Raw genomic sequence first — 14,719 nt, forward strand, 5'->3', positions numbered from 1 at the left:
GGGTTCTGGGTCGTTCAGGCGGCGCGGCGGTGCTGTTGCAGGATTCGGCCGTCGAGCATGTTGACGACCCGGCTGGCATAGTCGGCATGGGCGGGGGAGTGCGTGACCATCACGATGGTCGAGCCTTCTGCGTTGAGTTGCTGAAGCATACGCATCACCTCGTCGCCGTGATTGGTGTCGAGGTTGCCGGTCGGCTCGTCGGCGAGGATCAGCTTGGGTTCCGCGACCAGCGCGCGAGCGACGGCGACTCGCTGCTGCTGGCCGCCCGAAAGCTGGCTTGGCCGATGGCGGGCGCGGTGGGCGATGCCGACCCGGTCCATCACCACATCGGTGCGGCGCTTGCGCTCGGCGGCTGATACGTCGTGATACAGCAGCGCCAGCTCGATATTCTCGCGCACCGACAGCTCGTCGACGAGATTGAAGCTCTGGAAGATGAAGCCGATATTCGCCTTGCGCACCTCGGCCAGCCTGCCCTCGCCGAGGCCGGCAACCTCCTGGCCGTTGAACACATAGGAGCCGCTCGTCGGCGAATCGAGCATGCCCATCAGGTTGAGCAACGTCGACTTGCCGCAGCCCGATGGACCCATCACCGCGACGAATTCGCCATCGGCTATTTCAAGGTCGATCGCGTCGAGCGCGGTCGTCTCGATCGTATCGGAGCGGTAGGCCCGTGAAAGCGCGCGCATCTCAAGCATAAGGTCAGTCCTTTCCTTTGGCCGTCAGGTCGAGCCGGTCCTTGTCGGCGAAACCGGTATAGGGGGAGGTGATGACGTGCTCGCCCGGGTCGAGCCCTTCGAGCACCTCGATCGAATCGGGGTTGCGGCGGCCGAGCCGGACCGGGCGCTTCATCGCGCTGCCACCGTCGGGCGACACCACGAATACCCAGTTGCCGCCGGTCTCGTTGTAGAAGGCGCCGGCCGGGATCAGCCGCGCCGGGGCTGGATCGCCCAGCGTCAGCTTGGCCTGAAGCGTCTGGCCGCGCTGGATGTTGGCCGGCTCCGTACCGAGGAACTGCAGGTCGACCTGGAACTGGCCGTTCTGCACCTGCGGGTAGATCTTGGTGACCCTGGCGGCGAAGTTCTTGCCGTTCCAGTCGACGCTGGCTTTCTGGCCGAGCTGCACGCGGCCGAGATAGAATTCGTCGACGCCGGCCATCAGCTTGTTCCGGCCCGGGCTGTCGATCTGGCCGATCCGCTCGCCGGGCTTGAGCGACTGGCCGACCTGGATCGAGAAGCCGGAAAGCTGGCCGGCGACCGGCGCGCGCAGGTTGAGCGCGTCGAGATTGGCACGGGCCAGGCTCAGGCTCGACTGCATCGAAGCGGCGGAGGCGCGTTGCTGGGCGAGCTGGCTGCCCTGGAGCTTCTCGTCGGTCGCCTGGCTGCGGTGGACGGCGTCCATGCGCCTCTGCGTGGAGAGATAGTCATCCCGGGTATCGTTGAACTGCTTGCCCGATACGAAGCCGCGCGCGGCAAGCGGCTGCTCGCGCTCATATTGACGGCGCGCCTTGGTCGCGGCGAGATCGGCGTCGATCATCGAGCGCTCATTGGCGAGGCGGGTCTGGGCCAGGGCAAGTTCCTGGCTGCGCATGTTGTTGATCTGCTGCTCGACCTCGGTCTGGCGGGCGAGCGTGGAGAGCTGGAGCTCGGCATTGGACAGCTCGACGATCAGTTCGCCCTTGGCGAGGCTGGCGCCGTCCTCGGCGATCACCTTCTCGACCCGGCCGCCCTCGATCGAATCGAGATAGACGGTGAGGAGCGGGGTGACGCGGGCGCGGAGCGGAATGAAATCCTCGAACTTGCCGGTCCGGACGGGCGAGATCGTCAGCCGGTCGGCCGCGACGGTCTGCGAGCCGGCGCGCGGGGCGAGAAACCAGAAAAGCACGGCGGCGACCAGCAGCGTCCCGGCGCCGATCATGATCTTGGTCCGCCTGGACAGCTTGCGCGTCTCGACGACCCGATCCATCCCGCTGCCCGTCACTGGACGGTCGCCCGGCTGGTCCCCCTTCATATGTACGACACTCATCTTCACTCCCCTGTTGGGGTCATGCTCAGCAAGCGGCGTGCCAGCCTTGGTCTCAGGAAAAGTCACGGGTCAGCCCTTGATCCAGTGTCCGGTTCCGGACAGTGACGTCCGGAACCGGACGCGAATCCCGGTCACGCAATCTGGCCGGCGACGAGCGAGGCGACCGTGACGACCGGCGCGGACGACGCGAAGGTCAGGCAGGCGGTGATTGCCATTGCGGCGATTGCGCTCAGGATTTGCGGCTTCAGGGTCAGTTTCATCGTCGATCTCCTTGGGTGGTGCCGGTTGGCAATCCTCCGTTCAGCATGAGGCGTGCCAGATACGGAAATCGGCGGATTTGCGGGCTTTCGTCTCCGGGGGACAATCCTGGCACGGAATTTGACTGTCCGATTTCGCACGCGGATTGTACGGGAGCGGTCAATGGGGAAATCGGCGGAATTCGATCTCTGCGTCGTGGTGGACGACGACGAGGATATATTGACCGCCGCGCGGCTGTTGCTGCGCGGCCTGTTCAACGAGGTGGTGACCGCGCGCGCGCCGGACGAGGCGATCACCGCGATCGCCGGCCGGTCGGCCGATGTCGTGCTGCTCGACGCCAATTTCGCGCGCGGGGCGACTGATGCGGCGGAAGGACTTGCCTGGCTCGACCGGCTGCTCGCGATCGACCCGGATCTGGTGGTGGTGATGATCACGGCGCACGCCGGCGTGAACGTCGCGGTGGAGGCGATGAAGCGCGGGGCGACCGATTTCGTGTCCAAGCCCTGGTCGAACGAGCGCCTGCTCGCGACCGTGCGCACCGCTGCGTCGCTTCGCCGTTCGCGCCGCGCGGTTGCGGTGGAGAAGGCGCGCGTGGTCGCGATCACCGATACCAAGCCCGGCACCAATACCCCGCTGATCGGCCAGTCGCCGGCGATGGCGCGCGTCCACTCGCTGATCTCCCGCGCGGCACCGACCGAGGCGAACGTGCTGGTGCTCGGCGAGAACGGCACCGGCAAGGAGATCGTCGCGCGCGAGCTGCACGCCAAGTCGCTGCGCGCGCCCCAGCCGATGCTGACGGTCGATCTCGGCGCGATCGCGACCGAACTGATCGATTCCGAGCTGTTCGGTCATGTGAAGGGCGCCTTCACTGATGCGCGCGCGGATCGCATCGGCCGAATCCAGGCGGCCGACGGCGGCACGCTGTTCCTCGACGAGATCGGTAATCTGCCGCTCCACCTCCAGCCGAAGCTGCTGACCGTGCTTGAGCAGCGCCAGGTCACGCCGGTCGGCGCCAACCGGCCGATTCCGGTCGATATCCGGGTGATCGCGGCGACCAATATGACGCCGCAGATGCTGCGCGACGACCGTCATTTCCGGCAGGACCTGCTCTTTCGGCTCAACACCGTCGAGATCGAGCTGCCGCCCCTGCGGGAGCGACGCGAGGACGTGGCCGCGCTGGTCAGCCATTTCCTCGATCATTATGCCCGGCGCTACAACCGGCCGGCGCCCGAGATCACCGCCGGGGCCCGGGCTGCGCTCGCCGCGCATGACTGGCCGGGCAATGTCCGCGCGTTGCGCCATGCGATCGAACGGGCCGTGATCCTGGCGGGCGATGTGCCGCTCGAGGCGGAGGATTTCCCGCTCGGCGCCTCTGCGCCGCGTGTCGCGCCCGACGCGGTGGTCACCCCGGCTGCGTCCGAGCTCAATCTGGAGAAGGTCGAGCGCCGGCTGGTCGAGGAAGCGCTGAAGAAGCACGGCTACAATATCTCGATGGCGGCGACCGAACTCGGCCTGTCACGCGCGGCGCTTTATCGGCGGATGGAGAAACATGGGCTTTGACCGGCGGTTCACGCTTGTCCTCGGGCTCTGGATCGGGGCGTTGCTCGTGGCGCTCGCCGGATTCATCTGGTCCTGCGAGGTGGAAGGGCTGGGCGCGACGCGGATCGTCGCCGGGCTGATCGTGCTCTTCGCCGCGAGAGGCCTGTGGAATCATGTCGACCGCACCAACCGCACTGTGGCGCGCTTCGTCGAGGCGCTGAGCAGCAAGGATTTCGCCGCCCGTTTCGACGGGCGCGGCGGTGCCGGCTTCGGCGAACTGGGCAGGGCGCTCGATGCCGCGATGCGCGGGCTGCAGGACGAGCGTGACCGGTCGGCGCGGGAGATGCGCTATCTTGAGGCGCTGGTCGACGACATGCCGGTCGCGCTGCTGACGGTCGATGAAGCACATGGCGCGACGCCGGCCAACAAGGCTGCGCGGCGGCTGTTCGGACGCCACCAGGGTGTCCGGCCGGAGGATTACGCGGTCTATGGCGCGACCTTCGCGTCACGACTCGCCGACGACGGGGAGGCGCGGCAGGAATTGCTGATCCTGCGCATGCCCGGCGGGCCGCAGCGTGCGATCGTGCGGACGGCGTCGCTCGAGCGACTCGGCCTGCGCATCCGTGTTGTGACGGTGGAACCGGTTCAGGGCACGCTCGATACGGTCGAGATGGCGGCGCAGACCGATCTCGTTCGCGTGCTGACCCACGAGATATTGAACTCGCTCACCCCGGTGACCTCGCTGGCCAGCACCGCTGCCGCATTGCTCGAAGCGGAGCCGCCTGACGTGCCTGATGCACGCGTCGCGGTGACGACGCTTGCGCGCCGGGCCGAAGGGTTGCGCGGCTTCATCGACAGCTATCGCGCGGTTTCGCATGCGCCGGCCCTGCGCCGCCGTCCGTTCGAGGCCGCGCCTTTCGTCGCTGAACTGGCCAAGCTGTTCGCGGCTGAATGGGGCGATGTGCGGTTGATCGTTGAGGTCAAGCCGGACATCGTCCTCGACGCCGATCCCGACTTGCTGGCGCAGGTGTTGATCAATCTGCTGCGCAACGGGGCGCAGGCGGCGCATCGCGGCAGCGGTGCGCACTGGGTGCGGCTGTCGCTGTCGGCGGTCTCGGGGCGCATCTGGATCGAGGTCGAGGACAGTGGAACGGGCGTGCCGCGGAATCTGCGCCGCGACATCTTCCTGCCCTTCTTCACCACGCGCGCCGAAGGCACCGGGGTCGGCCTGAATCTCGCGCGGCAGGTCGTGGTGGCGCATGGCGGCTCGATCGACATTGCCGATGGTCGCATTGGCGGGGCGCTGTTCCGCATCATCCTGTGAACTGATCGTGCCGGGCGGCCCTTGCGCTCAGGTGGAGGGGGCGGCCAGACCAGGCTGACGCGGTTTCGATCTGGCCGATTTCTTGAGTGCCCGCCGGAAGTCCTTGGCGTGGCTGACAAGATGCGCCTTGTCGAAACAGGCGACGGCGCCGCGCGCGACCGCTTCGTGCGCAGTGTCGCTGCCATCCCTCGTGTGTGAGGAAACGACCAGCACCGGCGCGTGCGGGCTCGCCGCGAGTTCGTCCAGAAAGGTCATGCCGTCGATCCCCGGCATCGCGAGGTCGAGCGTGATCACGCTCGGCTGATGCTGCCGGATCAGCATGCGGGCAGTATCGATATCAGCGGCCGACCCGACAACCCGCAGGTCCCTGTCGCTGGACAGCATCTCCTCGATGATCGCGCGCACCGTCAGTGAATCGTCGATGATCAGGACGCTGCCCGGCGACGTTGCGCTCATCGGACTGCCCTTCGGGCAACCGGCCGGTCGCACGGGGCGGCCGGTTTTCTGCCGGGACCGTGGTGAAACCACGAAAGGCGCAGTCGGGTCATCGTCAACTCCCGCCGGTCTCAGCCATGGTCAGGCCAGCGCCCGCGCCAAGACTAGTCCGGGATACGGACCACAGACAAGGCGGACATGAACATGCGGGAATCTACATAAGCCCCCGGCAACCCTCGGGTAACCATCCGGCGTCATCTATCGATGCCGCGTCGAGGCGCCGCCGCCGTCGGTTACGTGGTTTCCCCAAGCAGATGACCCTACCGGGCGCGATTACCCTTGCGGCGGGGGATTGCACCTATCGAGATCGGCTTTGTCGTGACGTCAAAGGAATTGCTTGTCCTGATCGTGCGTGATGGCGGCCTGCGCAGTGCGCTGACCGCGCGCCTGTCGCTGCAGGGCGAGAGCCTCGTCACGCTCGAGGCCGATCCGGAAGATCCCTATATCCGCCGCGTCGCGCCGGCGCCCCGGATTCTGGTGATCGACAAGGCGACGTTGGGTGGACGGCTCCAGGCGGTAGCGGCCAGCAGGCATTGGCGCGGCGTCATCGCGCTGGCCGACGATACCGAAGAAGGCGATGCCGGAGACCCGCTCAGCATCGTCCGTCACGGGCAGGCGCTGACGGGCGTGGCCGAAACGCTGGCGCGGTGGCGCCTGGCGCGCGCCTGACGGGTTTGTCAGGGTTGCGGGATCAGCCCGGCCGCAAAGGCGATGCGCAAAGCCTCGGGCAGGCTCCTGACCCCGAGCTTGGTCATCAGGTTGGCCCGATAGATTTCCACGGTGCGCGGGCTGATATCCAGTTCATAGGCGATCACCTTGTTGGCCCGGCCCTCGATCAAACCCATCAGCACATCGCGCTCGCGCGGCGAGAGGCCGTCGATCTTGGCCCTTGCCTGTTCCGCATGATTGGCGGCGGCGCTGTCCTGGGCCAGGCGGGAGAAGGCTGCGTCGACCGTGCGCAGCAGCGTCTCGGCCTCATAGGGCTTTTCGATGAAGTCGAGCGCGCCTGCCTTCATCGCCTGGACCGCCAGCCCGACATTGCCCTCGCCGGTCAGGATCACCGACGCATATTTCTTCGGCTCCGCGTCCTGCAGCGCGTTGAGCACGTCGATCCCGTTCGATCCGGGCATGTGGAAATCGAGCAGGAGCACGCCGGGATCGAGATCGGATGCGCTGGTCAGGAACATGTCGCCGCTGCGGAAGCTGCGGACCAGCAGGTCCGACTGCAGCGACAACAGGCTATGCAGGGACGCACGGACAGCATCGTCGTCGTCGACAAGATAGATGCTTCGGGTCATCGCTCGAACTCCTCCAGCGCCTGCTGTCCATGAGATCGGCCGCTCACCTGGTGGGCCGTGCCCAGGGAGGTGTGCGGCACTATCGCGCCTGCCGGCCAGCCGGGCGCGAAGCGCCACGCCGGGCTCGCTGAGTGTGTGCGGGGGTTCCCGTCCAACCTGCCTGCACCCCTTGTCCACGCGAACATGTCTATGAACATCCATAACAGGCCTGAAGCAAAATGCCACACGGGGCAGTTTCTGTTCGCTGATTCGGAAATACAACCAAAATGAAGATTTGCTGCGATGCATTGTAGTTAGTGAGGCGTTTACCAATCGTTCGGCGGGCCAGTGCCGGGGTTGCTCCGGTAAATTGTCCTACGATCCAGAAATGCGCAGTACTACGTCGTTATGAGAGAGCGGTTCGGAGGCATGGTCGCGGATTTTCCAATATAGTGCCGCCGCCGTGATGCGCAGGAAATCAACTATAAGGGATGAGCCCATGTCCCTTCTTGGGAGTGACGCGCGCCGGCCGTCATCCAGCGCTCGATTCACGCCGGCGTTTTTCCAGTCGACCCTAAATCCCGCGGGCACGGTTCGCCATTTCGTCTCCGACGACCCCAAGGATCGGATCATGTCGCGGCCGCACCGCCGGCATCTGCTGAACGCGAAGCCCTGGTTGCGCAGCACTTGCGGCGCGGCGGCGTGACTCGACAGGCGACAAGGCAGGGACATGGCGTTCCTCGTTGGCGATATGGATTTTGAGGTGGAGGGAGGCGAGCTTCATCAATTCTGACGGGCCGCGGGAGAGGGCGAATTCCAGGTCCCAGATCTCGAACCGCTGTCCGGTTGCCACCAGGAGTACCGAATCGCCGATATTGCCGCGTTCGCGCATCAGCGGCCCGAGCGTCATCATGCCGTCGGGCGCGAGCATGATCTCCTCGACGAATCCGAAGGTCCGGCGAAGCCGGGTATAATGGGCGTCGAGGTTAGACCCGATGAATGCCGCGCGGCGGGTATCGAAATCCCATTGCTGCTGGGCGGCGAAGGCCTTGTCATAGACGACCAGGCACCGCGATTCCTCGTGCAGGCCGACGAAGAGCTGGCCCCCCATTGCCCTTTGCCGCGCGGTCTCGTGGAAGCTGCGCGGCAAAAGGATCTCGCCCCCGCTGGTCATTTCGCAGATCGCGCTGCCGATGAAGAGCTCGTCCATGTTGCCCGCTACCCCTTGTCGTTGAGCAACATGGTTAACGAATCATGACCGGTCCGGCGTAGCGCGTAAAACTACTATATCGTGGAATCGCGTAGCCGCGATTCTGCGTAATTGGACCCGATTCTCGTGGCCGTCGCCAGTGAAGGGGCGCTCCGGGCGGCGATTTGATTCGGCGGGGAGCACGTATCGGATGATTACTTAGGTAGATTGGCGTGAGTATTTAATGATTACTGTGATTCTACGGCCTGTTTAACCATGTCTTCTCTGATTAGCGATCCGGTACCGGCGATGGTGAGTCCCGCCGGTCGAGGAGGCCAATATGAGCCAGCAGCAACCGAATCCGGGCGATGAGATAGGGGTGACGCTTTTCGGCGTGGGCGGCGCCGGGGGAAATGCCGTGTCCCGGCTGTTCAGCGCGCCCGGTCATGGCATGAAGATCATCTGTGCCAATACCGACATGCAGGCCATGCGCTCGGTGCCGGCCGCCAGCCAGATCCAGCTCGGCCGTCATCTTACCGGCGGCCTCGGTGCCGGTGCCAGGCCTGAGGTCGGCCGTGCCGCTGCACGCGAGGCATTGCCCGAGATACTCGCGGCGCTCGACGGAACCTCGCTCTGCTTCGTCGCGGCCGGGTTCGGCGGTGGCACCGGCACAGGCGCGGCACCCGTCATCGCCCGGGCAGCGCGGGAACGCGGCATCCTGACGATCGGCATCGCGACCAAGCCCTTTGCGTTCGAGGGCATGCGCCGCACGCGTCTGGCCGCAGCGGGCGTCGCTGAGTTCGAGGACAGCGTCGACGCGCTGGTCGTGGTCTGCAACGAGCATCTGCTGCATGTCGCCGGTCCCGACACAAGTTTCCGCGGCGCGCTCCATCTGTCCGATTCGATCGTGTGCGATAGCGCGACCGATTTCGCGGGGCTGGTTGCGGGGCCGGCGCTGAAGCGCCTGACGTTCGCCGACATTCGCTCGACGCTGATATCCGGTGGGCGGGCGGTGATCGGCTATGGCGAGCGGTGCAATGGTCGGGGGCGTGCGATGCGCGCGGCCGAGTCGGCGTTGCGCAATCCGTTGCTGGAAGATGCGCCACGTGGCGCACAGCGCCTGCTGGTGACGATCGCGGGCGGCGCTGATCTCGGCCTGTTCGAGATCGAGGAGGCGGTCGCCCATCTGCGCGCGAATGTGGATGGCGGCGCGGAACTGGTATGGGGCTCGGTGGTCGATCCCGCGCTCGACGGCCATATACGCATCGGCATCACCGCGGCGGGCCTGCCGCCGCGCGAGACGCTTGAGGATATGCCTGCGTCAGTCGCCCGCCAGGTGACTGTGCCGATGGCCCCGGTCCTGCAGCCGGTGCTGGCCCCTGTGCCGGGCGAGGCCGACCATGTGGCGACGATCGCCGCCGTGGGACGGGAAGAAGCTGCGCCGCTCGTCGAGCCCGCCGCTGCCCGGGTCCCCGAACCGGTCGGTGTCGAGCCCGATCGCGACGTGCTGATCCTCAACAGTACCTACAGACTCGATCTCGATCTCGCCGCTGAGCGTCCGCTGGCCAGGGGGCCGGTCCGCTCGCGCGGCAAGGCCAGCCTGGTCGACCGCATCTATTTCGCGACGCGCGAACTGAAGCGAAGCTGGCACCGGCAGCCGGTCGTGCCCCTGCTGCCAGCGCCGCCTGCACGCATGATCCGCGTTACCCGCGGCGTGCCGCAACACCTCGGCATGGGCTGAATCGATATCAGCTCACCGTCACGCGGTGCGTGCCGCCGGCCTCGTGCTGGAAGGTGGTCCGACGATCCAGGAACATCTGGATGATGTCGGCCGCCGTGGTCGTATGCTGGCTCGGCTTCACGGTGGTGAACACCCCGCCACCGGCGATGGCGAAGGGCAGCAGCAACTGGTCGGCAAGATAAGGTCCTGCGAACGCCGTCGACTCGAGATAGCCTTTCATCCGGCCCACCGAGCGCTTTGCCACCTGCTCGGCAGGCACGCCGAGCTTGCCGAAACCGCTGACCATCTCGGTGACATGCTCATAGACCGATTCGAGCAGCAGGATGTTGCCCGGCCCATATTCTTCCGGCAGCTCGCGTACGGAAAAGGCGCGCTCGGGCCAGTCGAGCAGCTTCTTCGCCATGCGGATCTCGCGGTCAGCGACATCGAAGGGCAGTCCGGTGTAGAGCGCCGTCGCTGAGCAGGACAGCATCGCGCCGCGTTCCGCGCACACGACCCGCACCAGTGGTGCGGGCTCGATCTCAACCTCGATCCGTCCGCCGCCGCGTGGGTAGAAGCCATGCCGCACCAGCCGCGCCGAGACGCGCGGCCCCATGCGGTTGACGATCGGCAGGAATACCCGGTCGATGAAGTCGAACGGCGGCGCGAGCATGTTGTGCGTGCCGCCCTCAAGCACGAGCCGCGACGGCCCGTCGGCGAGCAGCAGCGGCATCAGGATAGTCTGGAGGACGAGTCCGGTACTCCCCGCCGTGCCGACCGCGAAGCGATAGTCGCCGGCCGCTACCTTGCCCGGCCGAAACAGCATCTCGCGCGATCCGACATTCAGGCCCTCGCATTCGCCGCCGCCGATTGTGCAGGCGGCCGCGATGGCGGTGACATGCTGGCGCATCAGCCCGGGCTTCTCGCGCCTGCCACGGATGTTCGTGATTCGGAAAGGCTGGCCGGTGACGAGCGACAGCGCGCACGCATTGCGCACGACCTGCCCCCCGCCTTCGCCTTCCGATCCGTCGATGACGATCATTGTTCTTCTTCCTTCTCCCTCTCCCCTTGTGGGAAAGGGAAGGGGCTCATCGCGCGGCGATGGGAAGGGTGAGGGGGACTTGGTGGCCCAGTCACGAGCCTCATCCCCTCACCCTTCCGTCGCTTCGCTCCTCCCTCCCTCTCCCACAAGGGGAGAGGGAAAGATTAGCCCTTCACGCACACCACCTGCTTCAGCGTATGGACGATCTCGACCAGGTCGGCCTGCGCCGCCATCACCGCCTCGATCGGCTTGTACGCCCGCGGGCTCTCGTCGATCACGCCCTCGTCCTTGCGGCAGGCGACGCCCGCCGTGTCGGCGATATGCTCGGCGAGCGACACCTGCTTCTTGGCCTCGGTGCGGGACATGACCCGGCCGGCGCCATGGCTGCAGCTGTCGAACGATTCCGGGTTGCCCAGCCCGCGCACGATGAACGATTTCGCGCCCATCGAGCCCGGGATGATCCCCAGCACGCCCTTCGCCGCGCGCACCGCCCCCTTGCGGGTGACGAGCACATTCTCGCCGAAGTGGTTTTCCCGCGTCACATAATTGTGATGGCAGTTGACCGCCTCCAGCTCGGCATCGAACGGCTTGGCGATGACCGTCCGGATCGCGCGGATCACGTTGGCCATCATCATGCGCCGGTTGAGCGCCGCGAAATCCTGCGCCCAGCCGACCGCCTCGACATAGTCGTCGAAATGGTCGGTCCCTTCCGGGAAGTACGCAAGGTCCTGATCGGGCAGGTTGATGTGCCATTTGCGCATGTCCTGCTTCGCCAGCTCGATGAAATAGCTGCCGATTGCATTGCCCACGCCGCGCGAGCCCGAATGGAGCATCACCCATACCCGCTGCTCGGTATCGAGGCAGACTTCGATGAAGTGGTTGCCCGTGCCAAGGGTGCCGAGATGGACGAGGTTGTTCGTCTTCCCCAGCCGCGGATATTTGGCGACGATCTGCCCGAAGCGATGCGCAAGCGTCGCCCAGGCCTCGACGATCTCCGCCGGCGGGTCGCCCCACGACCCCGTGTCGCGATTGCCGCGCCCGACCTGCCGGCCGACCGGCACCGCACGTTCGATCGCCGCACGCACGCCCTCCAGATTGTCCGGAAGGTCGCTCGCGACGAGCGAGGTGCGCGCCGCCATCATGCCGCAGCCGATGTCGACGCCGACCGCCGCCGGGATGATCGCGCCCTTGGTCGGTATGACCGAGCCGACGGTCGCGCCGATGCCGACATGCACGTCGGGCATCGCCGCCACATGGCGGAAGATGAACGGCATCTGCGCCGCCCGGGCGAGCTGAGCGCGCGCCTTGTCGTCGACCGGCACGCCGCGCGTCCACATCTTCACCGGATAGGCGCCCTCGGCCTTGCTGTACTCGAAATTCGCTTCGGTCATCGTGACCTCCTGTTGTCTTTCTTGCATGTCGCAGCCGCGGCGACGAGGTTTGATGAGACGATCTGAGCTACCCGTTGCCGGGGGTGGGATTGAACCACCGACGGACCGCCCGAAAGCGGCTGCTCTACCTGTAGTCTCACCGGCATTCGCCGACGTACTTCTGGTGCTGGCGACAAGGTTCGGCGAGACATTTCCTCTGAGCTACCCGTTGCCGGGGGTGGAGTTGAACCACCGACCTCCTGCTAGCAAAGCAGGTGCTCTAACCTGTAGTCCCGCCAGCATTCGCCAGCTTGATTTCGTACACTCTAATCTTCCCCGGCCTTCGCCGAGGAAGGGAAGAGGAGGGGCAAGGCGACGAGGTGTTGGCCGGACGCTATTGCTCTACCCAGCTGAGCTACAAGCCTTTCGGCAAGGCGGGACTCGAACCCGCGACACATGTAGTCCGACCGGCATTCGCCGTGCTTTTCTGTTCAGATGCTCCCTCACTCACATCGTCACCCCGGACTTGTTCCGGGGTCCACTGGCCCGCAAGCGCCCCGGGCGGGGATCAAGCGGATCGGTGGATGCCGGAGTCCGGCATGACGATTGACAGGTCGCGGTCGTGGCGACGAGGAATAGCGAGACTGTCCTTTGAGCTACCGTGTCTGCGGGGGGCCTCGAACCCCATCTCCCGTTCATCATCGCTGACGTTCGGGCGCTCTACTCTGGACGTGCGGGTTTCCCCTGGTGACATGTAGTCCCACCGGCATTCGCCACGACCTGTTCTTATACCTCCATTGCGTTGACGATGCTGACCCAGTCCCGCGTGTCGCCTGAGGCGAAGCGCGCGATGGTGTCGAACACCGCGTCGGAGAAACCTCCGACATTGAGAATCTCCGGCCGGCCCGACGCTTGCGTCGTGCCGTGCGGCTGGATGTCGACGCAGACGAGCTTTGCCCGCGGGTTGCGCCGAACGATCTGGTCCCATTCGCGCATCGTCGCGGTCGACTTGCCCCCGGTGTTGTCCACCCAGGATTCATTGTCCGAGACGATTACGACGAGATCGACGGCCGCCCGTTCCGCGTTGAGCTGGGCAAGCGGCGCCGAAACGCTGGTCCCGCCACCGCCCAACGCCGCCAGCTTCGCCGTGTTCACGGCTAGACGGGCGAACGGATCGAGCTTCACCTTCACCACACGCTGCTCGAACGGCAGCACGCGCGCCTGGCGGTTGGTCCTGAGCATTGCAGCCGCGACAAGCGCCGCGACCTGGGTGCACGAGACCTTCGATGTGGCACCCTTGCGGTAGCCAGTCGCGGGCGAGGCCATCGATCCCGACACGTCGGGGCAGACGACCACGTTGCCGGACACTATCGGCACGTTCGAGACCGAAGCCTCGAGCGCATCCTCAAGCGCCGCCTGGACCTTCAACGGCACGCTTTCTCCGGTCGAATCAAGCGCCACCATCAACTGATAGGGCAGGACCCACGCCTTGCGGAGCGCCTCCGGATCGGACAACCGGGCTGCAACCGCCGCAGTGACCCCGTCCACCGCGAACGCACCGTTGCGCGCCAGGGTGTTCAGGTTCATCCGCAGCGCCTGCCAGCCCATCGTGCCAGCCAGTTCGCCCCATTGCCCCGCGGTCAGCGGAAAAGCGGTGAGCCACTGGAACGGCACCGGCGGCAACGCTCCTGAAGAAGCGCGCTTCCAGTCCTCGAACGCCGCGATCTCCACGGGGAGCGCCGCGACATCATAGGGCTTGCCGATCAGCCAGCCGTAAAAGGCACGCCGGGTCTCGTCCCTCGGGCTCGGGTGAACCATCCGGACGACATCGGCGAGCGACGGGTCATTCCCCGTCGCGGCCGCCATCAGGTCGCGCATCGAGGCCTGCTCCAGCCACAGCTTCACCAGTCGCTTCGGCCGGGTGCCGAGCGAGGTTCGCCCGATCTGGCCTGATCGCATGATCTGCACGAAGGTCCGAAGCATCCGGCCATTGTCGATCACGCGCCCGAAGACGCGCACGGCAAGGTCAGGCTCCGCCACCGTCAGATAAGCGGCGAGCAGGGCAGGCATGTCCTTCATCGCGCCGGCCTTGCGGGCATAGACCGCCGCTTTGGCGACGAACATCGGATCGACCGCCTTTGCCGCTGCCAGCACCTCGGCGAGGTGAGTCTCGGCGGTGGCATAGAAGTTGTCGCTGAGCGTGCCGGTCGCCGCAAGCTGGGCGAGCTTCGCCTCGGCGCCATAGGCATAAGCCGACGCTCCCTCTCGATTCACGATGTTCGCGGCCGGGAGCAGCTTTGCGATCGCCGAAGCGAAAAGTCCCTTGTTGGCCATCGTCTCCATCCTTCTGGTCAGGGCGGCTGGATTTGAACCAGCGACCCCCGGTGCCCAAGACCGGTGCTCTGCGCTGCCTGAGCTACGCCCTGCCGATCCAAACTCTGCAGATCCGGGGCGACCGGCCTATTCTGGCCGCCCCTAGTCCG

General features: G+C 66.0%; 13 protein-coding genes and 2 tRNA genes. 4 read left to right on the plus strand and 11 right to left on the minus strand.

Going from position 1 to position 14,719, the window contains the following annotated elements; all coding sequences use genetic code 11:
• Positions 1 to 14: 14 nt before the first annotated feature.
• The 3 genes from P0Y59_21140 to P0Y59_21150 form a co-directional block, all read right to left on the minus strand.
• Complete coding sequence (locus tag P0Y59_21140; GenBank protein WEJ99395.1) at positions 15 to 695, minus strand: ABC transporter ATP-binding protein; 681 nt, start codon at positions 693 to 695, stop codon at positions 15 to 17.
• 4 nt (positions 696 to 699) lie between these two features.
• Entirely contained in the window at positions 700 to 2,022 is a 1,323-nt protein-coding gene (locus P0Y59_21145) for an efflux RND transporter periplasmic adaptor subunit (protein WEJ99396.1), read from the minus strand.
• Positions 2,023 to 2,153: 131 nt separating this feature from the next.
• Positions 2,154 to 2,282 carry a hypothetical protein gene (locus P0Y59_21150; GenBank protein ID WEJ99397.1) on the minus strand — a complete coding sequence of 43 codons (129 nt, stop codon included), beginning with the start codon at positions 2,280 to 2,282 and terminating at the stop codon, positions 2,154 to 2,156.
• A gap of 160 nt (positions 2,283 to 2,442) precedes the next feature.
• On the opposite strand from P0Y59_21150, the gene P0Y59_21155 reads away from it, so the two are divergent.
• Both P0Y59_21155 and P0Y59_21160 read left to right on the plus strand, forming a co-directional pair.
• Entirely contained in the window at positions 2,443 to 3,840 is a 1,398-nt protein-coding gene (locus tag P0Y59_21155; GenBank protein ID WEJ99398.1) for a sigma-54 dependent transcriptional regulator, read from the plus strand.
• Positions 3,830 to 5,143 carry an ATP-binding protein gene (locus P0Y59_21160; protein WEJ99399.1) on the plus strand — a complete coding sequence of 438 codons (1,314 nt, stop codon included), beginning with the start codon at positions 3,830 to 3,832 and terminating at the stop codon, positions 5,141 to 5,143. Before P0Y59_21155 ends, P0Y59_21160 begins: the two co-directional genes overlap by 11 nt.
• 27 nt (positions 5,144 to 5,170) lie before the next feature.
• On the opposite strand, the gene P0Y59_21165 is transcribed toward P0Y59_21160, so the two are convergent.
• The gene (locus P0Y59_21165) at positions 5,171 to 5,599 is read right to left on the minus strand and encodes a response regulator (protein WEJ99400.1); all 429 of its coding nucleotides are present in this window, start codon (positions 5,597 to 5,599) and stop codon (positions 5,171 to 5,173) included.
• Positions 5,600 to 5,956: 357 nt separating this feature from the next.
• On the opposite strand from P0Y59_21165, the gene P0Y59_21170 reads away from it, so the two are divergent.
• Positions 5,957 to 6,307 carry a hypothetical protein gene (locus P0Y59_21170; protein ID WEJ99401.1) on the plus strand — a complete coding sequence of 117 codons (351 nt, stop codon included), beginning with the start codon at positions 5,957 to 5,959 and terminating at the stop codon, positions 6,305 to 6,307.
• A gap of 8 nt (positions 6,308 to 6,315) precedes the next feature.
• Here P0Y59_21170 and P0Y59_21175 read toward each other — a convergent pair whose 3' ends face one another.
• Positions 6,316 to 6,936 carry a response regulator gene (locus P0Y59_21175; GenBank protein ID WEJ99402.1) on the minus strand — a complete coding sequence of 207 codons (621 nt, stop codon included), beginning with the start codon at positions 6,934 to 6,936 and terminating at the stop codon, positions 6,316 to 6,318.
• Between the two features lie 553 nt (positions 6,937 to 7,489).
• A complete protein-coding gene (locus P0Y59_21180) occupies positions 7,490 to 8,125 on the minus strand; it encodes a division/cell wall cluster transcriptional repressor MraZ (protein ID WEJ99403.1) in 636 nt (211 codons plus the stop codon).
• A gap of 319 nt (positions 8,126 to 8,444) precedes the next feature.
• Here P0Y59_21180 and P0Y59_21185 point away from each other — a divergent pair, with 319 nt between their 5' ends.
• Positions 8,445 to 9,845, plus strand: coding sequence for a cell division protein FtsZ (locus tag P0Y59_21185; protein WEJ99404.1), 1,401 nt, complete (start codon positions 8,445 to 8,447; stop codon positions 9,843 to 9,845).
• A gap of 7 nt (positions 9,846 to 9,852) precedes the next feature.
• Here P0Y59_21185 and rtcA read toward each other — a convergent pair whose 3' ends face one another.
• The 5 genes from rtcA to P0Y59_21210 form a co-directional block, all read right to left on the minus strand.
• Complete coding sequence (gene rtcA / locus P0Y59_21190) at positions 9,853 to 10,866, minus strand: RNA 3'-terminal phosphate cyclase (GenBank protein ID WEJ99405.1); 1,014 nt, start codon at positions 10,864 to 10,866, stop codon at positions 9,853 to 9,855.
• A 164-nt stretch (positions 10,867 to 11,030) separates the two neighbouring features.
• A complete protein-coding gene (locus tag P0Y59_21195; GenBank protein ID WEJ99406.1) occupies positions 11,031 to 12,257 on the minus strand; it encodes an RtcB family protein in 1,227 nt (408 codons plus the stop codon).
• Positions 12,258 to 12,465: 208 nt separating this feature from the next.
• Positions 12,466 to 12,538: transfer RNA gene (locus P0Y59_21200), tRNA-Ala, on the minus strand.
• Between the two features lie 484 nt (positions 12,539 to 13,022).
• Positions 13,023 to 14,570, minus strand: coding sequence for an RNA-binding protein (locus P0Y59_21205; protein WEJ99407.1), 1,548 nt, complete (start codon positions 14,568 to 14,570; stop codon positions 13,023 to 13,025).
• A gap of 14 nt (positions 14,571 to 14,584) precedes the next feature.
• Positions 14,585 to 14,662: transfer RNA gene (locus P0Y59_21210), tRNA-Pro, on the minus strand.
• Positions 14,663 to 14,719: the final 57 nt, after the last annotated feature.

Source organism: Candidatus Sphingomonas phytovorans (genome assembly GCA_029202385.1).
Lineage (GTDB): Bacteria > Pseudomonadota > Alphaproteobacteria > Sphingomonadales > Sphingomonadaceae > Sphingomonas > Sphingomonas phytovorans.